The following is a 25,653-nucleotide window of genomic DNA, read 5'->3' as shown; positions in this document are numbered from 1 at the left end:
CGATGACGCAACAAGCGTTCCTGGAGATTGCGCAGCGGCTGGCTTCCTTGCCCGCGGATAAGAAAAAGATCTTTCGCCAGCGCCTGGCCGAGAAAGGTATCGATAGCTGGCGTCTGCCGATCGTTCCCGCCGTGCTTGCCGAAGACGGGCGCTTGCCGTTGACGCAGGCGCAGCGGCGTTTTCTGTCGGCGGAGGCTCTGAGCAGTCGTGCGCTTTACAATCTGTGCTCGGTGCTGCGCTTCGACGGCCGCCTCGATGGCGAACGCTTGCAGCAGGCCATGCAGCAATTGACCGACCGTCACCAGATCTTGCGCACCCGTTATACGACCGACCCGAATGGACAGTTGCAGTCTCATTGCGAGCCGCAAACAGTCATTCGGCCAACCGTTGAACGATTGAGCCTGGCTGCCGGCGAGTACGAGCAGTGGTGCGCCGATGAATACGCCCGGCAATTGGCCGAACCCTTTGACCTCAGCCAGTCGGCACCATGGCGCTGGCAAGCGTTCAGCGATGCGCAGGAGCAATCGACCTGGTTGTTCTTCACCATTCATCATGTGGCCTACGACGCCTGGTCGGCCCAGCAACTGACCCTGGAACTGGCCGAGGCGTACCGGGCGCTGGCGGTGGATGAGCCTGCCCGGCAGCCCGAACTGAGCATCCAGTATGCCGACTACGCCGCTTGGGAACAGGAGTGGCTGGACAGCGAAAGCTGCCGGCAGCACGTCGATTTCTGGCGTGCACAGCTGGTCGATGCCCCCGCACCATTGACGTTGCCCCTGGATCGACCACGTCCGGCGCCCGCGCAACGCCGCCACAGCGGCGCGGTGCTGGCCCGCACGCTATCACCGCAGATGACGACAGCGGTCGAAGCGGCTATCCGTAATCATGGGGTGACGCTGTACATCTACGGCCTGACAGCTTTCAGCTGCCTGCTGTCGCGTTACAGCGGCGAGAGCGACCTGTGCCTGGGCACCTCGGTCGCGCACCGTGATCGTCCGGAGCTGGTCCCGCTGATCGGGCCTTTGCTCAACACCCTGGTGATCCGTCAGCGCCTGCACGACAACCCGGACTTCGCCAGTGCACTGCTGCGCACCCGTGACACCGTCGCCGCCGCTTTCGATCATCAGTTGCTGCCTTTTGAAAAGGTGCTTGAGAACCTGGATCGGCCACGTTCGAGTCCGTTGTTCCAGGTCATGTTCGTCCAGGTGGACCTGCCCGAAAGCCGTACCCTGACATTGCCGGGTGTCGCGGTTGAAGTCCTGGATCCGCCGCAGCGTCATGCGCGCTTCGACCTCACGTTGCGCCTGGTGCGTACCGCTGATGCGGGTCTGCGCTGCGAGTTGGAATACAGCGACGAATTGTTCGATGCGACGACCGTCGAGCAGATGCTGGACGACTTGCTGGCGATTCTCCAGGGGGCGTCCAGTCATCCCCAGCGCCGTCTGACCGAATTCCAGCTGGTTTCGCCGCCGAGTGAGGTGAGTGGTCCGGCATTGGGCGCGATGCCCTTACCGCTGGATCGGCAAGTGCTGCATTGGGCAGCGCATACGCCGACCGCGGCAGCACTGTGTAGCGTCAACGAAACCATCGACTATGCAACGCTCGGTGCCGCGAGCCGTGCGTTGGCCTCGCGACTGGCCGGGCAGGGGGTAGGTCCCGGGCAAGTGGTTGCGCTGTGCATGCCGCGTTGCGCAGAACAGTTGATGGCCACGCTGGCGTGCTGGCAACGGGGCGCGATCTGCCTGTTTCTCGACCCGGCGCAGCCGCCGCAGCGACTCGCGCAGTTATTGCAGGACAGTGGTGCGAGCCTGTGGGTGTCTTTGGCCGATGCCCCGGAAACTGGTGTCCGGATCGAGCGCCTGATACTCGGGGCCGCTGACTTGCGCGCCGTGATCTCCGAGGGCCCGGACGAGAGCCTCAGCCAGCCCGACTTGCCGGCTTATCTGATTTATACCTCCGGTTCGACCGGCCAGCCCAAAGGCGTGCTGGTCACCCACGGCAACCTGGCGCATTACGCCAGTGCGGTCGGTCAACGCCTGCAAGCGAAGCCGGGCAGCCGCTGGGCAACCTTGGCGACGGTGGCGGCGGACCTGGGGCTGACCTGCGTGTTCGCTGCGCTGAATGCCGGCGATCCGCTGATTCTGCCGCCAGCGTCGCTGACCTTCGATCCGCCAGGCTGGGCTGACTTTCTTGAGCAGCACCCGGTGGATTGCCTGAAGATCGCGCCTTCGCATTTGCGCGGGCTGCTGGAGCTGGACGATGCCCGACGTGTCTTGCCCAGGGATGTATTGGTCCTGGGCGGTGAGGGTTTCGATCACGCCTTGTTCGCACGAGTGCGCGAACTGGCACCGCAACTGCGCCTCTTCAACCACTACGGCCCTTCGGAAACCACGGTAGGAGTGATCTGCGGCGAAATCCAGTCGCTCGACTCGCTGGACCCGGGTCAGTATCTGCCCTTGGGTCAGCCGTTGGCGGACTGCCAACTGCGCATCGTCGACGGCAACGATGTGTCGGTGCCGCTGGGTGTCGCCGGGGAATTGCTGATCGGTGGCCCCCAGGTTGCCCAGGGGTATCTCGGCCAACCTGAATTGAGCGCCAAGGTATTCGGTTCCACCGCCCCAGGCCAACGCTTCTATCGCAGCGGTGACCGGGTTCGCCTGGATCGCAATGGGAACCTGGTGTTCCTCGGGCGTGGGGACGATCAGGTCAAGATCCGTGGTTTTCGCGTTGAGCCGGGCGAAGTCAGCGCCTGGCTCAAGGCTCAGCCTCAGGTTCGCGAAGGGGTAGTGCTGGCCTGCGAGGTGAAAGGGCGCATGCAACTGGTGGCGTACCTCAGTCCGTCCCTGGCGAGCGAAGCGTTGGCGAGCCTGCAAGCCGAGGCCAGACGTCAATTGCCGGAACACATGGTGCCCAGCCATTGGTCAGTGCTGGACGCGTTGCCGCTGACGGCCAATGGCAAGCTGGATCGACGCGCTTTGCCTGAGCCGGCTGAGCAAAAATCGTCCGCTGCCTCCGCTCGGCCACCCCGTGGTGCCACGGAACAGCGCCTGGCGCAGTTGTGGTGTCAGGTCCTCGGCTGCCCGCACGTCGGGCGCGAGGATGATTTTTTTGCCCTGGGCGGCGATTCGATCCTGAGCCTGCAATTGATCGGCCTGGCTTCGCGCGAAGGGCTCAAGCTGCAACCGCGGGATGTCCTGCAACACCCGACTCTGGCGGCCATGGCCCTGTGCATCGATGCTCGACAGGACCCGGTGTTGCTGACCGTACTCACGGCCTTTCGTGAATTGCTGGAGCAGCCTGGCCTGGGGCCGGACGCGGACTTCTTTGCCGAGGGCGGGGATTCGATTCTCAGCCTGCAATTGATCGCGCGTCTGCGTCAGGCCGAACTGCGCCTGATGCCCCGGCAATTGCTGGAGAACCCGACTGCCCGGCAGTTGGCCGGAGTGCTGGCCGGCGCAGCCGCGCCGAGCGTTGCACCGCAATCGGCAACCGAAGCCTCGGAGCCGCAACGTGCACTGTCCCATGCCCAGCAGCGGGTGTGGTTCATGCAGCAGCTCGAACCGACCGCGACGGCCTACAACGTCACGCAGTTGCTGGCCTTGCGCGGTGACCTGGATGTGCCTCGCCTGCAACGCACTTGCCAGACCCTGGTCTCGCGTCATGAGGCCCTGCGTTGCAGGTTCTTCGAGGCGCAAGGGCAAGTCTGGCAGCGCCTGGATGAGACGGCCTCGGTCATTTTCAATGTGCACGACCTCAATGGTCTGGATGAGTCGCAGCAGGTAGCGGCCATCGCCGACGCCGCCAAGCGCGTTTTCGACCTGGGACAGGGACCGTTGCTGGCAATCGACCTGTTCAGTGTGGCGCCAGGTGATTACCGCTTGCTCTTCAATGTGCACCACATTGCCGTGGACGGCTGGTCCATGGGTTTGCTGGTCGAGGATTTTGCGCGGCTGTATCAGGATCAGGCCACGCCCGCGTCCACTGGGTTGTTGCCGTTGATCGAAGCACAGCGGCGAGGTCTGGAAGGAGAGCAGGGCAGCCAGCTGTTGGCTTATTGGCAACAGCGCTTGCAAGGCCTGAGCAACGAGCCGCTGGAGTTGCCGGACCACTGTGCCCGCCCGGCGTTGCAAGCGTACGCCGGTGCCCGTGCCGAGTTTTTCTTCCCCAGTTCGCTGAGTCGGGCCATCGATGCCCGGGCCAGGGCAATGGGCGTCACGCCGTTCGTGCTGTATTTCGCCGCCTACCAACTGCTGCTCTGGCGTCATGCTCGGAGCAGTGATTTCGCCATCGGCTTGCCCGTGGCCGGGCGCGAATCGGCTGAGAGCCAGGCACTGGTCGGTTTGTTCGTCAACACGTTGGCGCACCGGGTACAGATCGATGCCCGGCAAAGCCTGCAATCCTTTATCCACGACCTGAATGGGCGGTTGGCCAATGACCTGGCCCATCAGGCGCTGCCGTTCGAGCACTTGCTGGACGTGCTGAACGTCGAACGTAGCCTGGACCGCACGCCGGTATTTCAGGCGATGTTCAACTATCAGGCTGACCACCGCGATTCGCGCACCCTCAGCCTGCCCGGCATCAGCGTGGAATCGTTGGCGCTGCCCGATGGCGTGGTGAGTGCCAAGTTCGACCTGACGTTCAATGTGTTCAGCCAGGGCCGTGGGGCCGATGCCCGCACCGGTCTGATCGTCGAATACGCCACCGCGTTGTTGCGCCCCGACACCAGCCAGCGACTGGCGGAGGACTACCAGAGCCTGCTCGCCAGTCTGGCCAGCCTTGACCTTCAACAGCGCTTGCTGGAAGTCCCGCTGGGTTCAGTCGCGACCCTGGACACGGCGGGCCCGTCCACGCGTTTGATGGGCGAAGCGGATTTCGTCACGCGCTTCGAAGTACAGGCCGCCGTCCATCCTGATCGTATCGCGGTGTGCTGCGCCGATCGCCGCTTGAGCTACGCCGAACTGGATGCCCAAGCCAACCGCCTGGCCCATTGGCTGCTGGCGCAGGGCGTCGGGCAAGAGTCGACGGTCGCCTTCTGCCTGCCGCGAGACGAAAGGCTACTGGTATGCCTGTTGGGCATCCAGAAGGCCGGCGCAGGCTACCTGCCGCTCGACCCTGCACATCCAGCGGCAAGGCAGGCGCAGATTCTCACTCGGGCGCGGCCGCAATTGCTGCTCTGCGACACGCTGTTCGCAGACGTGCCCGGGCACCTGCGCAGTTGCCTGTGGGCAGACCTGCCGTTGTCCCAATTCCCGACACACGCACCGGGCCTGGCGACGGCCCTCGAGCAATTGGCTTATACCCTCTACACCTCGGGCTCGACCGGACAACCCAAGGGCGTGCAGATCAGTCGAGGCAGTTTCGCCAACTTCCTGCTGGCCATGGAGCAGGCGCTGCCTCTGGATAATGTGCAACGTTATCTGGCCCTGACCACCGTGACCTTCGACATTTGCGGCCTGGAGCTGTGCCTGCCGCTGGTACGCGGCGGCACGGTGGTGCTGGCCGATGATGAGGAGCGACAGGACCCTCTGTTGCTCGCAAACCTGATTCAGGACCAGGCCGTGGATCTCATCCAGGCCACACCGGCCACCTGGGCGATGCTGTTGCAAGGCGATCGCCAGGTACTGGCCGGGCGTGTGGCCCTGGCTGGTGGTGAGGCGCTGGCGGCGGAGATGGCGAGCGAGCTCAGGCAATGCGTGGCTCACCTCGTCAACGTCTACGGCCCGACGGAGACCACAGTGTGGTCTACCCAGACGCCGATCGATGTCCTGCAAACGCCCGTTGCCCCGATTGGCCGGCCGTTGCTCAACACCCGTTGCCACGTCCTGGATGAACACCTGTGCGAAGTGCCGCCCGGCTGTGTGGGCGAGCTGTATATCGCCGGTGACGGTCTGGCACGCGGTTACGCCGGACAACCGGGATTAACCGCCGAACGCTTCATCGCCGATCCGTTCAGCCGCGAGGGCGGGCGGTTGTACCGCACCGGTGATCTGGCGCGTTGGCAACCCGATGGACAGCTGTATTACCTGGGCCGCACCGATGACCAGATCAAATTGCGCGGTTATCGCATCGAGCTGGGGGAGATCGAGGCTGTGCTCCTCAGCCATCCCGATGTATTGCAGGCGGTCGTGGCCGTGCAAGGCGAGCATCTGGCCGCCTTCTGGGTCGCCAGTAGCGCTAACCCATCTGACGAAACCGCGATCCACAGCTATTTGCAGGCCCGTTTGCCGGCCTACATGCTGCCGACGCATTTGCAGGCGCTGGAACAACTGCCCCTCAATACCAACGGCAAAGTGGATCGCAAACAACTGCCGCGGCTGCAATTGGACGTCAGCGGTACTGTCGCCGTCCAGCGTGCTCTGACGGCCAGCGAGACCCTGTTGGCCGAGGTCTGGGCGACGGTGTTGAACCGGCCGCAGATCCCTGTCGACGGGCATTTTTTCCAGTTGGGCGGACACTCACTGATGGCGGCCCAGGTGCGTGCGCGCTTGCGCGAGCAGGGCCTTGAAGTGCCCTTGCGCTGGCTGTTCGAAACGCCTGTTCTGGCGGACCTGGCGCAGCGCATCGAGGGCCTTGCGCCTCACTTGGACCTCGCTTCGTTGCAGATCCCTCGCGTCGACCGACAGATGGACCAGCCCTTGTCCTCGGCGCAGCAACGGGTCTGGTTGATGCAGCAGCTGGATCTGGCTGACAGCAGCTTCAACATGAGCAGTAACGTACGCTTGCACGGACAGCTGGACTGCCAGGCCCTGGAGCGTTCATTGCAGCGGTTGGTGGAACGCCATGCGATCTTGCGCACCACCTATCACCAGCGCGGCGGCGAGTTGTACCAGCGGATCCACGCACAGATGTCGGTGGCGTTGCAAACAATCGTGTCGAGCGCGGCGCAGTGGCCGGCCGATGCCCGCGACGTTGCACTGCGACCGTTCGACCTCGCCGGCGAGGCACCGCTGCGGGCGGTCCTGTACCGGCTCGGTGAGCAGGACCACGTGCTGCAACTGGTCATGCACCACATTGCTTCGGACGGCTGGTCCGGCGCCGTGCTGGTCGATGAACTGATCCAGGGTTACGAGGCCTACAGTGCAGGTGTGCTGCCGCCACAAGATGAACTGGCGATCCAATACGTGGACTATGCGGTATGGCAAGGTTCTGCCCCAGTACAGCAGCGTCAGCGTGAGGGCCTGGATTTCTGGCGACAGACCCTGGCCGGCATTCCCGCCCAAGTGCCGTTGCCGTTCGATTTCCCACGCCCGGAGCGCGACAGCGGCACCGGGGCGGCGCTGGACTTCCAGTTGCCGGCGGCCACGGTTGGCCGGTTGAAAGCGTTCGCGCAAGACAGCGCAACGTCACCGTTCATGCTGCTGCTGACGTGTTATGCCGCCGTGCTGCAGCGCGAAACCCAAGGGCGCGACCTGGTCATCGGGACGGACGTGGCCAACCGCGAGCATCCTGCCACCGAGTCGTTGATCGGCTTCTTCGTCAATCTGCTGGCCTTGCGTATCCGCCTGCAACCGGAGCTGAGTTTCCGTGAGCAAGCGCAGCAGGTCCGGGAAGTGTGCCTGCAAGCGTTCGCCTGGCAGGACACGCCGTTCGAGCGTGTCGTCGAATGCCTGGAGCTGCCACGGGTGGCGAATGTCCACCCGCTGTTGCAAACCTTGTTCGTGCTCGACAACACGCCGCGCCAACAACGCCAACTAGGCAACTTGCAGGTCGAGCCACTGACTGGCGAGCAGCACCATTCCAAGTTCGACATGGCCCTGTTCGCCAGCGAAGACGGCGACGCGATCAATCTGCGCTGGGTGTATCGCACCAGCCTGTTTCGCCGGGCCACGGTCGAACGCCTGCGCGATGCTTTCCAATCGCTGCTGGACATGGCCCTTGGCGCGCCAGATAACCCAATCGATACCCTGATCAAGACTCCAGGAGGAGCTGCCGCAATGTCCACGGACAATCCGCTGCAACGCAAAATGAGCAAATTGGGCAAGATGCGCCAGAGCGGGTCGCCTGTCACTCGCGAGCCCTTCGAAGCCCGACCGCTGCGCGAAGGCTCGAAGTTCCCCTTGTCGATTCAACTGCGTGACCGCGAACTGACGCCGGCCATCTGGGCCGAAGCCAACCGCGAGAAGGTCGAGAACTGGCTGCTCGACCACGGTGGCATTGTCTTTCGTGGCTTCGATCTGCCGACGCCGGCGGCTTTCGAAGCGTTCTGCCAGGCCCTTTGCCCTCAGCTGTATGGTCAATATGGCGACCTGCCGAAGGAAGAGGGTGGCAAGAACATCTACAAATCCACACCCTATCCCAAGGACCGGATGATCCTGTTCCACAACGAGAGTGCCCATCAGCATCGCTGGCCGCGTCGGCAGTGGTTTTACTGCCAGATCCCGGCCACGTCGGGGGGCGCGACCCCGATTGTCGACAGTCGCCAGGTCTACCGGGAACTGCCGGCCTGGCTGCAAGCGAACCTGCGGCGCAAACAACTGATGTATGTGCGTAATTTCAGTACCAGCCTGGACGTCAGCTGGCAGCATTTCTTCCAGACCGAAGAGCGGGCCGACGTCGAACGGATCTGCCGTGAAAGCAACATCGAGTTCCAGTGGCGCGGAGCCAACGACCTGCACACCCGTCAGGTGTGCCCGGCGGTCATCCTGCACCCGCTGACCGGCGAGGAGAGTTTCTTCAATCAGATCCAGCTCTATCACCCGGCCTTTCTCGATGCTGACGTGCGCGAACAGTTCCTGCGCGACGGTGAAGCTTCGATGCCCCGGCAGGTGTTCTACGGTGACGGGTCCGAACTTGAACCGCAGGCTATCGAGGCCATCAACACGGCCTACGAGCGTTGTGCCGTGCGTTTCGATTGGCAGCAGGGGGATGTGGTCATGCTCGATAACATGATGGCGGCACACGCCCGGGACCCGTTCGAGGGCGAGCGCAAGATTGTGGTGGCCATGGGGGAGATCTATGGTCGTGACCAGGTGATGGCTGCGCCGGCGCAGACTGAAGAGACACACGCAGAGTTGGAATTATGATGGACCTCGGACTCACGCTTTCACCCCAGCAAAAACAATTGGCCCAGGCCAACCCGCAAGCCTGGCGCTGGGTTCGGATGCAAATGACGGGCGTGCCCGAAGGCATCGTCGAACAGCGCCTGCGTGATTGCCTGCGGCAGCATCAAGCGTTGCGCCTGCGCTACCAGCGTCCGGTTGGCGCCACGGGCTTGCGCCAGCGTGTTGTCGAGCCCTTCGAGCTGCGCCTGGACTGGCGTCAGGGGCGCTCGGGTGACACGCAGAATGAGCAAACGTGGCTGCGCGACGCTCAGCAGCATTGCCTGACCGAACAGCCCGATGTATTGGCCTGGTTGCTCGACGATTGGCTGCTCCTGGCGGTCCCGGTGTATTCGCTGGATCAGCGCAGCCTGATCCAGTTGCAGGCGCACTTGCTGGGGCGCGCCGTGCCATTGGACGCCGAACCCATGCAGTATGGCGAATACGTCGAATGGATCAACGGCCTGCAACTGGATGAAGATGCCGAGCAGGGCGTGCAGTTCTGGCGTAACCAGGCCTTGCAGGACGTGCCGGGCATGCGTTTGATCGAACGTTATGGGGTCGCCAGCGGCCAGCATGCCGTGGTCCGGCTGACGCTTGCGCCGACGCTGCCGGTGGCGTTGAACGCCCTGGCCGAGCGCGAAGGCCTGGCGGTCGAGCCGCTGGTCCTGGCCGCCTGGGGAGCATTGCTGGGCAGACTCAATGGGCAGCCGCACGGCCAGTTGGGTTTGCAGCATGACCCTCGTGACGACTATGAAGAGCTATCGGGCGCCTTCGGGCTGTTCGAGCAGACCCTGCCGATGACGGTGCGGATGTCGGAGCACAGCACCTGGATCAACCTGGCACGGCCGTTGGCACGGCAACTGGAAAACGCGGTGGCCTGGCAGGAATATGTGGGCCAGGCCCAGTTGCTGCCCGACTGGCGCGCCAGCTTCCAGGCCGGGCTGCGTATCGTGCATACACCGTCGCTGCAAGGCGTACAGGTCTTGTCCTTCGACACCCCGGTCGAACTGCAATTGCAGCTGACACTCGATGCCCGGGGCAGCGCAGAGCTGATGCTGGCCTACGATGGTGGCCTGTACCGTGACAACCAGATGCAAGTGTTGCTCAAGCGCTTCGGCCATTGGCTCGAGCAATTGATGCAGTCACCCAATGAGCTCATCCAGCGCGTCGATTGCCACTTGCCCGAGGAACTGTCGGCGTCGCCGATCCGTCCCGCCCTGGTGCCGGATCTCGATATCGTCGCCACCGTGCGCGAACACGCGCGGACACAACCGGATCGGCCGGCGCTGCGCTATGCCGAGCAAATATTCTCCTATGCCGAACTCGATGCCCTGAGCGATCGTGTTGCCGGCAGCCTGCATCAGGCCGGCGTCGGCCGTGAGCAGGTGGTCGGCCTGTACTTGCCGCGTGGGGCGCAGATGTTGATCGCGATGCTGGCCTGCTTCAAGGTCGGCGCGGCCTATCTGCCCCTGGATCCGCAGCAACCACCCCTGCGTCTGGCCGGCATTCTCGAGGATGCTCAACCCGCACTGTTGCTGCATCTGGAAGGGCTGCTGCCCGAGACCTCGGTCGATACGCTGTGCTGGTCGCAGGCATGCGTCGGGCCAGTGTTCGATACGCCGGTGCAGGGCGCCGCGCAAGATCTGGCCTACGTGCTTTATACCTCGGGCACCAGCGGCAAGCCCAAGGGCGTGCAGATCGAACAAGGTCAGTTGCGCCATTACGTCACGCAGGTGACCCGCGCGCTGCAGTTGCCCGAAGGCGGGCATTATGGCCTGGTCTCCTCGCTGCTGGCGGACCTTGGCAATACTGTGCTGTTTCCGGCCTGGTTGCAGGGCGGTTGCGTGCATGTGCTGGAACAATCCACCGTGACGGATGCGCGGGCCTTCGCCGAGGAGCTGGAGCGCCACCCGTTGGACGTGCTCAAGATCGTCCCTTCGCACCTTGAAGCCCTGATGGGCGAACATGCGGCCGAGGCTGTTCTTCCACGTCGCGTTCTGGTCCTGGGCGGGGAGCCGATCAGTGAGCATTTGCTCAGTCGTCTGGCCCAAGCGAAACCAGCCTGTCGCTTGTACAACCATTACGGTCCTACGGAGACCACCGTGGGGGTGTTGTGGCGGGCGATCGATATCGACCAGGGCGTGAGTGGCAGTGCCTTGAATCAAGTCTTGGGCGATAACCGTATCCATCTGCTCGACGAGCAGCAACGACCGGTGCCACCTGGCCAGGCCGGGGAGTTGTGCATCAGCGGGGCCAGTGTCGGGCGCGGTTATGTGGGCGGTGTCGGCGGCAGTGCCTTCGGTGTCGATCCAGACGGCAGCCGCCTGTATCGCACCGGCGACCTTGCCTTGCGCCAGGCCGATGGTGCGCTGCGCGTGCTCGGACGCAACGATCAGCAGGTGAAAATCCGCGGGTTCCGCCTGGAGCTGGCGGAAGTGGAACAGGCGTTGTTGGCCCAGCCGGGGGTATTGCAGGCCGCTGTCTTGCTGGAGGGTGAAGCCGACCATGCCCGCTTGCTGGCGTTCGTGGTCAGGGACGAGGTCGTGTTGCAGACCACCGATCATCTGGGGGCCGCCCTGGCTCGCCAGTTACCGGACTACATGTTGCCCAGTGCCATCCTTGCGCTCAAGACCCTGCCCCTGAACAGCAATGGCAAGCTGGATCGCAAGAGCCTGCTCGAACGCGCCAGGCAGCGCTTGCAGAGCACCCGCGTAGCACCTGCAGGTGAGCTGGAAACGGCCATCCTGGCCATCTGGTGCGAGGTGCTCGGCGTTGACGAGCTGGGCGTGACCGACCACTTCTTCAATGTCGGCGGACATTCCCTGGCCGCGATCAAAGTGGTCTCGCTGATTCGCGAGCGGCTGTCCCTCGAGTTGCCGACCAACCTGCTGTTCGAACGGCATACTGTGCGTGACCTGGTCCGAGGGCTGGACAACCACGACAGCGCCGGCCCCTGGAAGGTCTTGCAGGACGCGGATGAGCATGCGCCGGCCTTGCTGCTGGTGCATGGCGCACAAGGGCATCTGCAAGCGTATCAGCCGCTGGTGGACAACCTCGAAGGCAACGTCGCGGTCTTTGGCCTGGCCGCCCTGGAAAACGGTTGGGGCGAGGGCGACATGGATGCGTTGTTGCAGCAATACGTGGCGAGCATCCCCGTTCAGCTGAAACAACGCCCGTTGGTGCTGCTGGGTTGGAGCCTGGCGTCGCGACTGGCGTTGCTGCTGATCCCCGCTCTTCAAGCCAATGGCTTCAGCGTCGAGGGGCTCGTGGTACTCGACCACGATGCGCAGCGCAGCCTGGCCGGCGAAGGCGATGAGGCGGGGCAGTTGATCGCCGATTTCGCTTTCTACTGCCGCAGCCACGCCCAACCCATGGGCGAGTCGCTGCGTGAGCGTTTGACGGGCCTGTTGGCCGGTCATGACTACGCCGAGGGGGTTGCCCGGCTGCTCGACGATGCCCAGGTGCGAGCACACCTGCAATGGGACGCCGCCGATGCGGATTTGCTCAAGCTATTGGCGCAGTATCGGGCGATCAAGATGCGCTTGTATGAACAGGCGTTGCCCATCGTCGACGTACCGCTATGGCTCTGGCGCGGCAATGCCCATGCCGATTTGCGGGCCTCGTGGCAGGCGTATACTCGGCACGCTGTTCATCAGTGGACGCTGGACGTGGGCCATCACGAGATGCTCGGGGAGCCGCGACTGGTCGAAAGCCTGCTGCCTTTACTGTTGGAAACCTCTGCCAAGGTGGTGTCTGCCCCATGATCCTATTGAAAGAACTGCTGCATGACGCTCGATGGCGCATTCTGCTGGCGATTCTGAGCAGCGCCTTGAGCGCGGCCACCAGTATCGGCCTGATCGGCTACATCAACCGCAGCCTGGAGCACGGTCTGGACGATATCGGCCGCGGCTTGTTGCTGTTCGGTGGCTTGCTGATCCTGCTGTTCCTCAGTGGTATCACGTCGCAATGGTTGCTGGTGCAGATCGGGCACCGCCTGGTTTACCAATTGCGCCTGCGGCTGGTGGGCAAGGTGTTGGGCACCGCACTCGAACGCATCGAGCGGCTGGGCAGCCCGCGTATCTACAACGCCCTGACCAAGGACGTTACCACCGTCGCCACGGCGTTCAAGCAGCTGCCGATCTCCCTGTACAACGGCCTGTTGCTACTGGCTGGGCTTGCCTACATGGCGTGGCTGAGCGTGCCGTTCTTTTTCCTGACCCTCGGTGTGATTGCTCTGGGGGTGGGGCTCGATGTGTTGCTCGGGCGCAAGGTCAAGGCCTTGATGCAGGCGGTACGCCGACAGGATGACCAGTTGACCGAGCAATTCGAGGCTGCCATTCAGGGCCGCTGCGAGTTGGGCCTGAGCCGGGAGCGCCGGCACCTGCTCTATGAGCATAAGCTTGAACCCATCGCCCGGGCCTCGCTGGATGCGTCGGTACGTGCCGACACCCTGTGGGCGGTGAACCTGAACTGGACGACACTGCTGGTGTTCGTGCTCATCGGCACGCTGTTCTTTCTCGGCCAGGGGCTTGGGTTGCTCAGCCAACAGGTGGTGGTGGGCTACGTGCTGGCGATCATGTTTCTGCGCACGCCGATCTCGATGATCCTGGATGCCATTCCCGCAGTCATTCGCGGCCATGTCGCCTTGCAGGCCATCGATGCCCTGGCATTGGGCGAGACGGTGCAGTTCAAGACCCCTGCACAAGCGGCAGAACCCTTCGGCGAGTTACGCCTGTCAAACGTGCGCTATCGCTATCCCGGGCAGAGTGACGAGTTCGCGTTCGAGCTGGGGCCGATCGATCTGTCGATTCGTCGCGGGGAGTTGATCTTCATTGTCGGTGGCAATGGCAGTGGTAAGTCGACTTTGGCCAAGCTGCTGACGGGACTCTACGTGCCCACTTCGGGGAAGGTTTCGCTCAATGGCGTGGTGCTCGATGCCAGCACCAGCGAGTGGCATCGCGAGCATTTCGCGGCCATTTTTGCCGACTTCTATCTGTTCGCCGATGTGCTGGGCGAGGCGGGCAACCATGAAGGCCTCGAAGCTCGGGTGGATCACTACCTCGACCGCCTGGGACTGGCCCACAAAGTCCAGTTCGCCGCCGGGCGTCTGTCGACCACGGCACTGTCCCAGGGCCAGCGCAAGCGCCTGGCGCTGTTGTTGCTGATGATGGAAGGCCGGGAAGTGTTCCTGCTGGACGAATGGGCGGCAGATCAGGATCCGGTGTTCCGTCATGTGTTTTACAACGAGCTGCTGCCGGAATTGAAGGCGGCCGGCAAGACGGTGATCGCAATCACCCATGATGACCGTTATTTCGACGTGGCCGACCGGGTCTATCGTCTCGATTACGGTCGTCTGGTGGACTATGACCGAACGGCGGAAAACCCGTTCCAACTGGCAAAGTAAGGGGCCGTCAGACGGACCGCTCCTGCTCCTTGCACTCATCGAGGGGGCAACTGCTGCAATAGCCGACGCCAGGCAGGCGATAGCGAATGCAGCAGATGCGCCTGAGGCGCTGCGGCTCGTCCTCGCCGATTTCCTGGTAATGCACGGGGGCGAACAAGGGGTTGCGTCGCCCGTTGGGGCGCAGGCGAGCGTTCAGGATCTCTCTGGCCGGTGCGGTGCTGTGGGCGTTGGCCAGCGGGTGCAGGTCGATACGGCTGGTGACGAACTCAAAGGTATTGCCGGCATTGCTCCAGAACAGTCGGGGCGATGCCCGGGAGGCACTGACCAGGGTTTCGATGACGGGCTCCAGATGGTCCTCGATCAGGGTATGGAATCTTTCGAAGGCGGTGCCGGGAGGCAGGGGGTGGCCGGCATGGGACAAGTGCAATGCCTGCGGTCTGGCGTCGTTACCCAGTTGGATTCCAGTGTCGCCGAGCGCCAGTGGCAGGTCCCAGTGCTGGAGCAGGTTGGCGGCCATCACCGGTGCCAGGAACGTGCTGAAGTACCACTTGGACCACAGTGAAACCAGGGCCAGGCGCTCATCGGTCTTGTACCGCGTCTGCAACTCGTCGACGAAAGCGTTGAAATGCCCGGGCTGGAAGAATCTGTCGCCCGGTACGTCCGTTCGAGGATGGCTGCGCAGTTGCAGCTTTTCACCATGGTCGGCCAGCGGACCGGTGAACAGCGGGGCAAGGCTGGGAATCATCGACTCATCCGTGGACCGCGTATTGAGAGCGGTTATCGTTCAGAAGGGCTCGAAGTATAAACAGGGCGTTGCGGTCTTGCGACTGTTCATCGTCGAGAAGAATTTTGAGAAACAGGCGAATATTTTAAAAATATTAATGAGAATCGATACCATTAGTATTGTATCGTAGAACCCTCCCGTCATACCCCAAGGAGCAAGCAATGAGTTTGGACAGCCCGGATACCCGTTTTCTGGTTGTAGTCAACGAGCAGGAGCAATACTCAATCTGGCCGGATTATCGAAGTGTTCCCGATGGCTGGCGCGCGCTCGACGTCAAAGGCAGCAAGCAAGAGTGCCTGGACCATATCGAAAAGGTCTGGACCGACATGCGCCCGCTGAGCTTGCGCCAGGCCATGCAGGAACAAGGACAGGGCTGATCGCCCGCGACAGAGTTTCTTCACTCAGGGATTCAATATGGAAAGCGTCCAGCCCCGTCTATCTTCCAGCGCAACCTTCACACTGGAACAGTTTCGCCAGCAAGCGCCGCGTGAACTCAACACCAACCCGTACCTGCAACGCCAGGCCGCCCGTGAGTCGAATGCGCGGTCTTACCCGCGGCGTATTCCGTTGGCGCTGCAAGAGGCCCATGGCCTCTATGTCCGCGATACCCAGGGGCAACTGTTCATGGATTGCCTGGCAGGGGCGGGGACGCTGGCGCTGGGGCACAATCACCCGGTCGCCATTGCGGCCATGCGGCAAACGCTCGACTCGGGTTTGCCCTTGCATACCCTGGATCTCACGACACCGGTCAAGGATCGTTTCGTCGAAGACCTGTTCGATGCGCTGCCGGAAAACTTTGCCCGTCATGGGCGCATCCAGTTTTGCGGTCCGACCGGTGCCGATGGCATCGAGGCGGCATTGAAACTGGCCAGGACGGCCACCGGACGTAAACCGATCCTGTCGTTCTCCGGCGGCTATCATGGCATGACGCTTGGCACATTGAGCCTGATGGGCAACCTGGGGCCGAAGCAGGCACTGGGCTCGATGATGGCTGACGTGCAGTTCCTGCCGTATCCCTACGACTACCGTTGCCCGTTCGGCATCGGCGGCGAAGCCGGTATCGATGCAGGCCTGCATTTTATCGAGCAGTTGCTCGGCGACCCGGAGTCGGGTGTATTGCCTCCCGCGGCCGTGGTGGTCGAAGTCGTGCAGGGCGAGGGCGGAGTGATCGCGGCGCCGATCCGCTGGCTCCAGGGCCTGCGCCAATTGACCCGCAAGTTTGGTGTGGCCCTGATCATCGATGAAGTGCAGACCGGCCTGGGTCGTACCGGCAAGCTGTTCGCTTTCGAGCACGCGGATATCGAGCCGGACATCCTCGTGCTGTCCAAAGCCATCGGAGGAGGATTGCCGTTGGCCGTGATGGTGTACCGCGAAGAACTCGATACCTGGAAACCAGGCGCCCATGCCGGCACATTCCGCGGCAATCAGATGGCGATGGCGGCGGGGGCGGCGACGCTGCGCCACATCATCAGTGAAAACTTGCCAGGGCACGCCGATGTCATGGGGCAACGACTGATGGCGCATCTGCGTCGGTTGCAAGGCGATTACGCGTGCCTGGGCGATGTGCGTGGCCGAGGCCTGATGGTGGGGGTGGAGATCGTCAGCGATAAGCCGAGTGATACTCGCGTACCGGCTGCGGATACGGCCCTGGCCCAGGCCATCCAGCGTCAGTGCCTGCGTCTGGGAGTCATTCTGGAGCTGGGAGGGCGCCATGGGGCCGTTGTGCGATTCCTGCCGCCGTTGGTTATCCAGCCTGAGGAAGTTGACGTATTGGTCGAGCGCTTCCGGGTTGCCTTGGTCAATGCTCTGGAAGAGGTCAAGGGAAGGGCGCTGCACATTGCGTGAAGCAGGGCGCTAACGCCTGAAGCAATGCCCCGACTTGTCGGGGCATTGCTTTTCAGCCCCGAGGCCCGCGCTACGCTGATTGGAGCTGAGCTTCGATTGCGTCCTTGTCGATGACCGACCAGACCTCGTGGATCCTGCCGTCCTTGAACGCGTAGAAGACGTTTTCCGCGAACGAAATTCTTTTTCCATCCACCGTAAGGCCCATGAATTCCCGAATTGGCGTGCAGTTGAATACCAGGCGAGCCGCTACCTTGGGAGGATCGATCACCAGGAATTCCATTGCAAAGTGCAAGTCAGGGATATCCCGATAGTTCGCTTCCAGCATGCTCCGATAGCCATACAGGCCTAACGGTCTTGCGTTGTGAACCACATCCTCGTGCACAAAATGGCCCAGGCTTTCCCAATCCTGTGCATTCAGGCAGGCAAGGTAGTCGCTATAAAGATCGGCAAGATTCAAGGGCATGGGAACGTTTCTCCGCTATGTGTCTGTTCGCAGAGCTTAGTCACACTGTGCCGAGTCATATCATTGCCCGAGCCATGGCGTCTATAGAGCGTCGGTTTATGCGCTCGACGGCTCAAGCTGCAACAGTTCCCGCGCATTCGCCAGGCTGACCTGCTGCGTTCGCTCACTGCCTAATCCCATTCGCTCGAACCACAGCAAGCTGTCTACCTGCCATTGTTCGATATCAGGCTGCGAAGTCTGGCCCAGGTCGGAACTGTAGAGCGCCCTGGGTACGTCGTGTAGAACCTTGCTGAAGTCTTCCCATGGCTGATAGCCGAGCAGATAGGTCAGGGCGGTTTGTTCGGTGTACACCATGGGCGCTTGCGCCAGTTCCAGCAGGGCGCTGGCGTCCAACCCGGTCAAGGGATTCGCCGGCTGGTTGAGCATCAATCTGGGCACATCCAACCGCACGGCTGCGTCTATCAACAAACGGACTTCCTGAGCGTCGGCATGGCCGGTGGAGATGACGATCGGGTAGTCCCGGGCCATTCGCAGTACATCCAGGGTCTGTGGGTTCAATTTCCCCTCCTGGCTGACTGTCAGCGGCCGGATCGGGTATTGATCCAGAATCCAATGACCGCTGTTGCGCTTGAGGCGGGACTGGTGGGTGCGGCCCGTGACGGTGGGAAGGTGGACGATCAGCCGGGCTTCGCTGTCCCCGTGATGGCACAGCGAACGCTGCACTACCCTGAAATCGATACCGCCGGCGATTTCGTTGAGCACCACAGAGCCTGAGACCGGAAGCCCTTCCTGCCGGGCCTCCCAGGCTTGCGCAGCGCTGCAGCCCAGGTGATTCTTCAGTACCACCCAGCCGTTCAACGAGCGGTAGCGACGACCCGCCTCCATCACGCCGTGGCGCCGCAGGTAGGCGTCGGGACCTGCGTGATAATGCACGTCGATAAAGGCAGCCTCGAGCAAACGCCGTGGGTGGTTCATGCGGCCACCTCCAGGTCGATACCCAAGTGGTCGCGCACGGTGCGCATGACCAATGCGGGCGCGTCGAGCAATGGGCGCATGCCGCCGTCGGGGATGGATAACCGATAGTGGCGTGCCTGCTCGTTGACATGCACATTGATACCTCGCACGAGCTGTGACTGTTCGCCATAGACGGTCAATAACGCACCGGCAAAGCTGTGGCTGGCTTGCCGCAGGTCGAGGCGATTGAGCAGCCGGAAACCCAAGTGCAGGCGTCTGGCCTGGAGTGCGGCGCTGGCCTGGTCGATGTCGATTGGTGCGCTGGGGCGTATCCGGGTCGCCGGTTGTACGAGTTGATCGAGCAGTTGGAGCGCTTGCTCGAGCTCGCCGAGCAGCGCCAGATCAGCCATTCTTCCCAGTCGACCGTCAAGAATTCCATCCGCCAGGGCAGGCGAGGACAGCAACAGCACGTTGCTGACATGGGGCGCGAGACTGCTGCCCAGCAGTGCCTGGACGACTGCGCCACCCAGGGCCGAGCCCACCAGCAGATCGATCTGGCCCAGGCCGGACAACACTGGCTGCCAACGTTTGGAAAAATCCTCGAGCGATTCGTTTTCGTCGGCCAGTAGCGATAACGTGTCGAATATAACCACCCGGTAACCCGCTTTTACCAGTGGGGCGATCATGGGGTTGAAGAACTGTCCTTCATCCCAAACAGGCATGACCGGCGACATCACCACCGCCAGTTGATTGCCATCGCCCCATTGGCTGCTGACTGCATTGGACGTTTGCATAATCTTTCTCCCGGGTGATCAGGCGATTTTGTCGAGAGCCAACAGTTGCTGGCTGTTGCGCAAGATCCGCGTGGTTTCGCTCAACAGGTCGTGGACGATCTGGCGGGCGGGTTTGATGTCCCCCACCAGATCCAGAACTTCACCTGCCCAGATCGCCCGCTGGTCGAGGTCGTCCGCGAGGACAGCCCTGGCGTAGTCCTGGCGGATCGAGTCCGGCGCCTCTCGCAGCGCCTCGTCGCGGCCCAGCCAAGCTTGCGAAAATTGGTTCGCAATGGCCCGCCCGCTATAGTGTTCAGGCCATTCGATGCCGCGCACCAGATCGAAAATTCGCGTGCGCACCGTGTCCGACGTACAGGATTCGATCAGGCGCTTCTTGAACGCGTTCGAGGGCAGGGCCTCCTCGGACGCGAGGAAACGTGTGCCTAGCATGACCCCGTCGGCCCCCAGCATCAGGGCTGCCGCCATGCCACGCCCATCTGCGATGCCTCCGGCTGCAATCAGCGGAATCTTGTCGCCGATCAGATCCTGCACGGCGGGCAACAGGGGCATCAGGCCGCGACGCAAGCTGTGTCCGCCGGCCTCGGCACCTTGGACGATCAACGCATCGGCGCCGGCGTCCAGGGCCGCACGGGCCTGGTCCAGTTCATGGATTTGCACGATGGCTTTCGCGCCAGCCCGATGGATGATTGGCACGAATGCCGACGGATCGCCAAATGACAATGCGACAGTGCTTGGTCCGTATTCCAGGGCCAAGTCCAGCAGCGCCATGTTTCGGGCCACGGTGAACATCACCAGGCCAACGCCCCATGGCTGCTTCAGTTCCCGCATGGGCGCCAGCTCGGTGCGCATCCACTGCTCGTCGCCATAGCTGGCGCCTACCAGCCCCAACCCTCCGGCTTTGGAAACCGCGGTGGCCAGCCTTGCCCCCGAGGCCCCGCCCATCGGCGCGAGGACGATAGGGTGGGAAATATTGAAGCGTTGTGTGAGGCGCGTGGTGAGATCAGCCATATCGATACTCCTTTTCTTTGGCGGGCGGGCCGGTGCGGGCCTGCCCGTTCTGGCTTTTGGATTCACTCAGCGATGAGTGCCGCGGTCAGCGCCTGGGGGATGTAATCGCTCACCTGGTAAAGGTGGAACTCCCAGGTCCCGGTGTCCTTGAGCCCTGAGTAACGCGACATGAATGACTCGTCGTGAAACAACGAGTCGAAGGCGTCCTTGCTGCTCCATTGCGCCTGGTTGATGACCGTTTTCCCATCGAGGCTTTTATACAGTCGGCTCCATTGGAAGGCCGGGTAGGTTTGCGCCACGTACCGGACGGTATCGCGGAGGACGGCGAGGGCGGCATCTTGCTGGCCTGGGTTCACATGGACGACGTTCACCAGAAAAATGGCCTGGTCTTCATCCGATGCGGGCACCTGGAATTGTTCGATCTGAGTCATGAGTCATTCTCCTCGGGATGGGGGCGGGTCATTGCGTCAGTCGGGCGGATCTCGCCGGGCTGCCGTTTTCCCAAAGCAATGGATTGATAGGCTCGGCGAACCGGACTGCGTCGACGCGGCCGATGATGACGTCGTGAGTGCCGTAGCCGAGGCGTTTGTCCAGAGTGCAGATAAGGCTCGACTGTGCATCCACCAGGCAGGGCAAGCCCTGGATGTCTTCCCATTGACCATGGGCGAAACGTTCGGGGCCTTTGACCTGGCCGGCGAACACCGGTACCAGGGCACTATGGGCCGCGCTAAGCAGGTTGACGCTAAAGCGTCCGGACAGCATGAGCGGGCTGTGCAGGCTGGCGGAGCGGTTGATGCAAATCAGTAGCGCGGGAGGCGCGGTGCTGACGGAGATCACCGCAGTCGCGACCATGCCCACCGGCGCATCGCCGTCGCGGCTGGCAATGATCGCTACGCTTGACGTCAGCCTGCGCATGGCGTTCTTGAACTGATCCGCCAATTCTCCGGCATCGACGTCGGTGGCGACCGGCAAGACCGTAACGTTGCCCGAAGCACTGCGGGCCTGAGAATATCTGCTCATGCCACGGCCTCCATGATCCTGCCAGGTTTGTGCGGCGCGCGTTGGCCGGCTTGCTCCATCAGCGGCAACACGTCCTTGACGAAGCGCTGAAGCCCGCTGTGGTAATCCAGCCAGGTCAGGTTGATGCCGTCCACGCCCAGGTCGGACCAGCGCTGCATCTGGTCCACGATCATCCGGGAGGTGCCTACCAACGGCACGCCAGCAAACCCGGCCTTGAAATGGAAGCGGAAACGCTCGGCATCGGCGGCATCCTTGAACATGCCGCTTTGCACGCCGATCTCGCGGGTCACGTTATCCAGCGCGGCGTCGTCGCCATGTTGGGTCACGTAGTAGTCGAGCTGCTGGTGTGCCTGATCCAGAGTGTCTTCGTGAACGACATAGGCGTAGACCCAGATCTGCAGCTCCCGACCATGTTCCAGGCGCGCCAGGTCGCGATAGGCCTTGATCTGCGCGCGGATGGTGTCGTCGTCATCTTCGTGCTTGAGGATCAGGAACGCCGCATCGCAATGCTGGGCACAGAATTGGCGGCCCCTGGGAGAGCCGCCGGCGTTCATCAGGAACGGCCGGTTGATCGGTTTGGGTTCGGCGTAGCCTTGCTTGACGTTGAAGAACTCGCCTTCATAGTCAAAGTACCCGTTGGCCTCCCATGCTGCCTTGGCGATTGCGATCCACTCATCGGCATGGTCGTAGCGTTTGTCATGGTCGCGCTGGTGACCATTGAACATGCCCATTTCCTGGCCGAACCAACCGCAGATCATGTTCAAGCCGAAACGGCCACCGCTGATGTGATCGATGGTCGCTGCCTGCTTGGCGGCAAACAAGGGATGGACCGTGGATAAGTGCGACGTGGTGAATAGCGCGATCTGTTCGGTGACCGATGCGAGGCCGGCGGCCCAAGTGTAGGTTTCGTAGGAAACGCCCATCGGATTGCTGGCGCCTTCCCATCCGCGCCAACGGCCCACGGGCAACAAAAGCTCAAGGCCAGCGCGATCGGCCAGGGTGGCGATCGCCAGGTTGCTTTGCCAATCAGCCGCTCGGTGGCGCTCCGGCGCGGTGGTCAATGTGCAGCCGCCTTCAATGTTGAAACCGAACACACCGAGTTTGATTTTGTTCTGGCTGTCGCGCACCGGATTGGGCTTGCGAATGGACACGTTTGTGGTGGTCATGTCATGAGTACTCTTTCAAAGGAATGGAATAGGCGCAGCTCAGACGTTGGCTTGCTTTTCCCTGGATGACAGCCAGGGCTGGTCATAGCGGTGCAGGGCGCGGGCCTGTTCCAGGGTCAGGCCCTCGCTGACGCTCTGGATGATGTCCTTCTCGGTCTGCTCGACGGCTTGGGCGCGTTGGATGACCTCTTCGACCTTCTCGGCAGGTATTGCCAGGCAGCCGCTGCTGTCGCAGATCACCAGGTCACCCGGATTGACCGTGACCCCGGATATCTGTACGGGTACCTGGGTTGCCTTGAGCTGCACTCGGTTTTTTGCCGACTGCATGAAGCGGGCACGACTGAACAGCGGGTAGTTCAGGCGTCGGACCGTGTCGATATCCCGTGCGGCACCGTCGATCAGCGTGCCGCGAATGCCCCGGCTTATCGCGACGTGGGTCAGGATGTCGCCCCAGGTTGTGCAGTCGGTGCGCCCAGGGTTGCTGGAAACAATGACCGCGTCGGGCGGTACCTCATCGATGTAGTTGGCAGCGGTTCTGAAGCCGTTTCTTTCCTGCACAGGCTCGTACAACACCGTGTAGGCGAAGCCCACGCAGCGGGTTCCCGGTACCTGCTGGTTGAGCCCTGCCAGGCCCCCGGCCAGCCCCAGGCTATCGAGTGCATCCGACAGACTGGCGGTGTCGAGTATCTCGCAGGCTTTGAGCAGCGCATCGTTGTCTTGCACGGTGTGAGAGATGATCGCGTTCATGCGTGGGCTCCTTTTTCCAGGGCGTGCTTGTCCAAGTTTCCGAACTGCCGGGATGTCGGTCCGTCAAGCCGCGCCGCCCATTCGAGGGTTTGCTTGACGATGTCTGCCGCCATTTCGAAGGTACTGGCCGTTCCTCCCAGGTCGTAGGTGCGGCAGTCACTGCGCGCGACCTGGGCAACGGCGTTGCGAGTCGCCTGGGCGGCATGCACGTACCCGAGGTGTTCAAGCATCAGCGCGACTGACAGGAACATCGCGCTCGGGTTGGCCCGATGCAGCCCTGCGTAGGCGGGCGCGCTGCCATGCACCGGTTCGAAGTAGGCTCCCTGGACCCCGATGTTCGCGCTGGGTGCCAGGCCCAGGCCACCCATGACTCCGGCCCCAAGGTCGGAAAGAATGTCGCCGAACATGTTTTCGGCCACGATCACTCCGAAGCGCTCGGGCCGTCGGACCATCCACAGCGCAACGGCGTCGACGTTATCGATGTTGCATTGGATGTCGGGAAAATCCGCGGCAACCGACTCCAGGATCTCTCGGGCAAACGCGCCGCTGTACCGCAGGACGTTAGGTTTATCCGCCAGCGTGACGCGGTCATAGCCTTGCCGGCGCGCGTGCTCGAAGGCAAAGCGGAACAGCCGTGAAAGCCCTGCGCGGGTTTGCAGGCGCACCGTCATCGTGGCATCGGTGCAGCTCTCTCGCGTCCACGGCGCTCCATTGCGTTCGCGCTCAGCCAGTATCGGCTCGAAGGCTGGCGGAATGCTTGCAAAGTCCAGCCCCGCATAAAGGCCCTCGGTGTTCTCTCTGATCACCGAAAAACGATAACGGTTATTGCCCAATACATCGGTAACAGGGCGTACGTTGGCAAATAACCCGAGCTGCTGGCGAAGTTGGATTACCGGCGAGACGTAGACTCTCCCCGTGCCCCTGAGTGTTGACGAAAGTTCTGCTTCTGCTTCGCGAAGTGGTTTGCTGGTAATCGCACCCAACAACGTTGCGTGACTATTCTTTATCAAGTCCCAGGTTTTATCGGGAATACAATTTCCTTCTTTTTGCCAGCAGCTCCAACCAATATCCCCAAACGTGAGATCGAGGGGAAGTTCAAGGGCTTCGAATAACGGCAGTACCGCCTCGGTGACTTCGACACCAATGCCGTCGCCTGCCAATACACATACTTGATGGCGCTGGCTCATTAGCGGACGCCTCCACTTGCAAGCGAAGGCGACAACGTTGTCGGCAATGGCTTGATGGTTCTTTCAGGCTTGCGGCTACCTTGTTCATGCAATATCTGCAGGGCGTGGAAAGTTGACGCAGGGTTGTGCGTTCTGATCACGTCGTCCAAGCGGTGCTGAACATCGAAAGGCATGTTGTAAGTGCCCATCATGACATCCGTCAGCGACAATGGAAGGCTGCTGGCCGGGACGGTATCGGCAGTGAGCTGGGATAAATGCAGGGCGCTTACCAGGTCATAGTCATTGCGAATACCGGCACGGTGCAGGTACGCGACAAACACTCCCAGGTGCAGGTTGCCGGCTCCCTTGCCCATGCCGCAGATGGACGCATCGATGTATTCCGCCCCGGCATCCATGGCGGCGATCGAGTTGGAAAGCGCCAGGGACAAGTTGTTGTGGGCATGAAACCCCAGGGGAATCAGGACCCGACTGGATATTCGTGCGATCAGCCGGTCGACATCGGCCGGAATCATATTGCCATTGGAGTCCGCGAACACCAGCAAGTCTGCCCCGGCGTTTTCCGCACGCAAGCTCATGTCGGAAATTTCTGCGGGGCCCAGGGTCGTGACATGAGTGATATTAGCGCTGACCTGAAAGCCATAGGTCTTGGCTAGCCGCACGGTGGCCAACCCGTCTTCCAGGCGGTCTCGGCGCAGGCAAACCCTGATCATTGACACGCCATGCTCCTGGAGCACTTGAAAGTCACCGGCGCCGACATTGTGCGGATGCACCATGACGCACAAGTCGATCCGCCCTGCGGCGGCGGCGTGGACAGCGCTCAGGTAGCGACCGTCGACAGCGCTGGTGAGGCCATGTTCGTGCTTGCGTACGAACGAACCATTGCGGTAACCGATTTCGCAATAAGGAATGCCGGCTTCGATCATTTGAGAAATTGCAGATTGGGCGTAATCAACAGTGAAATTGAAATCATTACGGTACCCACCGTCTCGCAGCGTGACATCGATAATCTTTATCTGGCTCATGAGTGCAATCCCTTTATCATGTTTTCGAAGGCACGCAAGTGTGCCGTTTTTACTTCGAGTAAACAGAGGCAATCAGGAGTAGCAATGTCTTGCGCAGCCGCATACGCATAACGATCTGCCAGTAAAGGCAGTGTTATTTATCGTATGGGCAGGGGGATTATTATTATAGGTGTGTAGCGGGTGTGGCTGGGTGCGAGGTCTGGTTAAGGTGAAAGCGT

The 25,653-nt window shown here is 62.0% G+C and carries 16 protein-coding genes; 5 read left to right on the top strand and 11 right to left on the bottom strand.

Translation table 11 applies throughout. The features are described from left to right. Positions 1-2: 2 nt before the first annotated feature. From AD666_RS16705 to AD666_RS16695, 3 genes are read left to right on the top strand one after another with little or no spacing between them, the layout of a single operon-like run. Complete coding sequence (locus AD666_RS16705) at positions 3-9,023, top strand: non-ribosomal peptide synthetase (RefSeq protein ID WP_172679640.1); 9,021 nt, start codon at positions 3-5, stop codon at positions 9,021-9,023. Further along, entirely contained in the window at positions 9,023-12,805 is a 3,783-nt protein-coding gene (locus AD666_RS16700; protein ID WP_256222681.1) for an amino acid adenylation domain-containing protein, read from the top strand. The genes AD666_RS16705 and AD666_RS16700 overlap by 1 nt, the downstream gene beginning before the upstream one ends. After that, complete coding sequence (locus AD666_RS16695) at positions 12,802-14,445, top strand: cyclic peptide export ABC transporter (RefSeq protein WP_053154130.1); 1,644 nt, start codon at positions 12,802-12,804, stop codon at positions 14,443-14,445. The genes AD666_RS16700 and AD666_RS16695 overlap by 4 nt, the downstream gene beginning before the upstream one ends. Before the next feature lie 7 nt (positions 14,446-14,452). On the opposite strand, the gene fhuF is transcribed toward AD666_RS16695, so the two are convergent. Continuing rightward, positions 14,453-15,190 carry a siderophore-iron reductase FhuF gene (gene fhuF / locus AD666_RS16690; RefSeq protein ID WP_053154127.1) on the bottom strand — a complete coding sequence of 246 codons (738 nt, stop codon included), beginning with the start codon at positions 15,188-15,190 and terminating at the stop codon, positions 14,453-14,455. 200 nt (positions 15,191-15,390) lie between these two features. Between fhuF and AD666_RS16685 the strand changes: the two genes are divergently transcribed. After that, on the top strand, positions 15,391-15,606 hold the full coding sequence (locus AD666_RS16685) for an MbtH family NRPS accessory protein (protein ID WP_053154124.1): 216 nt from the start codon (positions 15,391-15,393) through the stop codon (positions 15,604-15,606). 37 nt (positions 15,607-15,643) lie between these two features. Further along, complete coding sequence (locus tag AD666_RS16680) at positions 15,644-17,074, top strand: diaminobutyrate--2-oxoglutarate transaminase (RefSeq protein ID WP_053154121.1); 1,431 nt, start codon at positions 15,644-15,646, stop codon at positions 17,072-17,074. Between the two features lie 70 nt (positions 17,075-17,144). Here the strand turns inward: AD666_RS16680 and AD666_RS16675 are convergent, their stop codons facing one another. From AD666_RS16675 to AD666_RS16630, 10 genes are all read right to left on the bottom strand, one after another. Further along, positions 17,145-17,537, bottom strand: coding sequence for an ester cyclase (locus AD666_RS16675; protein WP_053154120.1), 393 nt, complete (start codon positions 17,535-17,537; stop codon positions 17,145-17,147). Positions 17,538-17,633: 96 nt separating this feature from the next. Beyond that, a complete protein-coding gene (locus tag AD666_RS16670; RefSeq protein ID WP_053154117.1) occupies positions 17,634-18,512 on the bottom strand; it encodes a DUF6282 family protein in 879 nt (292 codons plus the stop codon). Further along, on the bottom strand, positions 18,509-19,285 hold the full coding sequence (locus AD666_RS16665) for a hypothetical protein (protein WP_053154114.1): 777 nt from the start codon (positions 19,283-19,285) through the stop codon (positions 18,509-18,511). Before AD666_RS16665 ends, AD666_RS16670 begins: the two co-directional genes overlap by 4 nt. An 18-nt stretch (positions 19,286-19,303) precedes the next feature. Continuing rightward, a complete protein-coding gene (locus AD666_RS16660; RefSeq protein ID WP_053154111.1) occupies positions 19,304-20,293 on the bottom strand; it encodes a nitronate monooxygenase family protein in 990 nt (329 codons plus the stop codon). A gap of 62 nt (positions 20,294-20,355) precedes the next feature. After that, entirely contained in the window at positions 20,356-20,724 is a 369-nt protein-coding gene (locus AD666_RS16655) for an antibiotic biosynthesis monooxygenase (RefSeq protein ID WP_053154108.1), read from the bottom strand. Positions 20,725-20,752: 28 nt separating this feature from the next. Next, complete coding sequence (locus AD666_RS16650; RefSeq protein WP_082339818.1) at positions 20,753-21,313, bottom strand: flavin reductase family protein; 561 nt, start codon at positions 21,311-21,313, stop codon at positions 20,753-20,755. Then, on the bottom strand, positions 21,310-22,479 hold the full coding sequence (locus AD666_RS16645) for an LLM class flavin-dependent oxidoreductase (protein ID WP_053154105.1): 1,170 nt from the start codon (positions 22,477-22,479) through the stop codon (positions 21,310-21,312). The genes AD666_RS16650 and AD666_RS16645 overlap by 4 nt, the downstream gene beginning before the upstream one ends. A gap of 39 nt (positions 22,480-22,518) precedes the next feature. Then, on the bottom strand, positions 22,519-23,226 hold the full coding sequence (locus AD666_RS16640) for an RraA family protein (RefSeq protein ID WP_053154102.1): 708 nt from the start codon (positions 23,224-23,226) through the stop codon (positions 22,519-22,521). Next, complete coding sequence (locus AD666_RS16635; RefSeq protein ID WP_053154099.1) at positions 23,223-24,413, bottom strand: isocitrate/isopropylmalate dehydrogenase family protein; 1,191 nt, start codon at positions 24,411-24,413, stop codon at positions 23,223-23,225. Before AD666_RS16635 ends, AD666_RS16640 begins: the two co-directional genes overlap by 4 nt. After that, positions 24,413-25,435 (bottom strand): nucleoid-structuring protein H-NS, encoded by a 1,023-nt coding sequence (locus tag AD666_RS16630; protein ID WP_053154096.1) that lies wholly within the window; start codon positions 25,433-25,435, stop codon positions 24,413-24,415. Before AD666_RS16630 ends, AD666_RS16635 begins: the two co-directional genes overlap by 1 nt. Positions 25,436-25,653 lie beyond the last annotated feature (218 nt).

This window comes from Pseudomonas sp. Pf153, assembly GCF_001269775.1.
Taxonomy (GTDB): domain Bacteria; phylum Pseudomonadota; class Gammaproteobacteria; order Pseudomonadales; family Pseudomonadaceae; genus Aquipseudomonas; species Aquipseudomonas uvaldensis.
The sequence above is the reverse complement of the archived record's forward strand: the minus strand, read 5'-3'. Positions and strand labels throughout refer to the sequence as shown.

What these genes read in the sequence shown, in the direction of transcription:
- AD666_RS16705 (WP_172679640.1), top strand. Translation starts at nt 3, where the DNA reads ATGACGCAACAAGCGTTCCTGGAGATTGCGCAGCGGCTGGCTTCCTTG.
- AD666_RS16700 (WP_256222681.1), top strand. Translation starts at nt 9,023, where the DNA reads ATGGACCTCGGACTCACGCTTTCACCCCAGCAAAAACAATTGGCCCAG.
- AD666_RS16695 (WP_053154130.1), top strand. Translation starts at nt 12,802, where the DNA reads ATGATCCTATTGAAAGAACTGCTGCATGACGCTCGATGGCGCATTCTG.
- fhuF (WP_053154127.1), bottom strand. Translation starts at nt 15,190, where the DNA reads ATGATTCCCAGCCTTGCCCCGCTGTTCACCGGTCCGCTGGCCGACCAT.
- AD666_RS16685 (WP_053154124.1), top strand. Translation starts at nt 15,391, where the DNA reads ATGAGTTTGGACAGCCCGGATACCCGTTTTCTGGTTGTAGTCAACGAG.
- AD666_RS16680 (WP_053154121.1), top strand. Translation starts at nt 15,644, where the DNA reads ATGGAAAGCGTCCAGCCCCGTCTATCTTCCAGCGCAACCTTCACACTG.
- AD666_RS16675 (WP_053154120.1), bottom strand. Translation starts at nt 17,537, where the DNA reads ATGCCCTTGAATCTTGCCGATCTTTATAGCGACTACCTTGCCTGCCTG.
- AD666_RS16670 (WP_053154117.1), bottom strand. Translation starts at nt 18,512, where the DNA reads ATGAACCACCCACGGCGTTTGCTCGAGGCTGCCTTTATCGACGTGCAT.
- AD666_RS16665 (WP_053154114.1), bottom strand. Translation starts at nt 19,285, where the DNA reads ATGCAAACGTCCAATGCAGTCAGCAGCCAATGGGGCGATGGCAATCAA.
- AD666_RS16660 (WP_053154111.1), bottom strand. Translation starts at nt 20,293, where the DNA reads ATGGCTGATCTCACCACGCGCCTCACACAACGCTTCAATATTTCCCAC.
- AD666_RS16655 (WP_053154108.1), bottom strand. Translation starts at nt 20,724, where the DNA reads ATGACTCAGATCGAACAATTCCAGGTGCCCGCATCGGATGAAGACCAG.
- AD666_RS16650 (WP_082339818.1), bottom strand. Translation starts at nt 21,313, where the DNA reads ATGAGCAGATATTCTCAGGCCCGCAGTGCTTCGGGCAACGTTACGGTC.
- AD666_RS16645 (WP_053154105.1), bottom strand. Translation starts at nt 22,479, where the DNA reads ATGACCACCACAAACGTGTCCATTCGCAAGCCCAATCCGGTGCGCGAC.
- AD666_RS16640 (WP_053154102.1), bottom strand. Translation starts at nt 23,226, where the DNA reads ATGAACGCGATCATCTCTCACACCGTGCAAGACAACGATGCGCTGCTC.
- AD666_RS16635 (WP_053154099.1), bottom strand. Translation starts at nt 24,413, where the DNA reads ATGAGCCAGCGCCATCAAGTATGTGTATTGGCAGGCGACGGCATTGGT.
- AD666_RS16630 (WP_053154096.1), bottom strand. Translation starts at nt 25,435, where the DNA reads ATGAGCCAGATAAAGATTATCGATGTCACGCTGCGAGACGGTGGGTAC.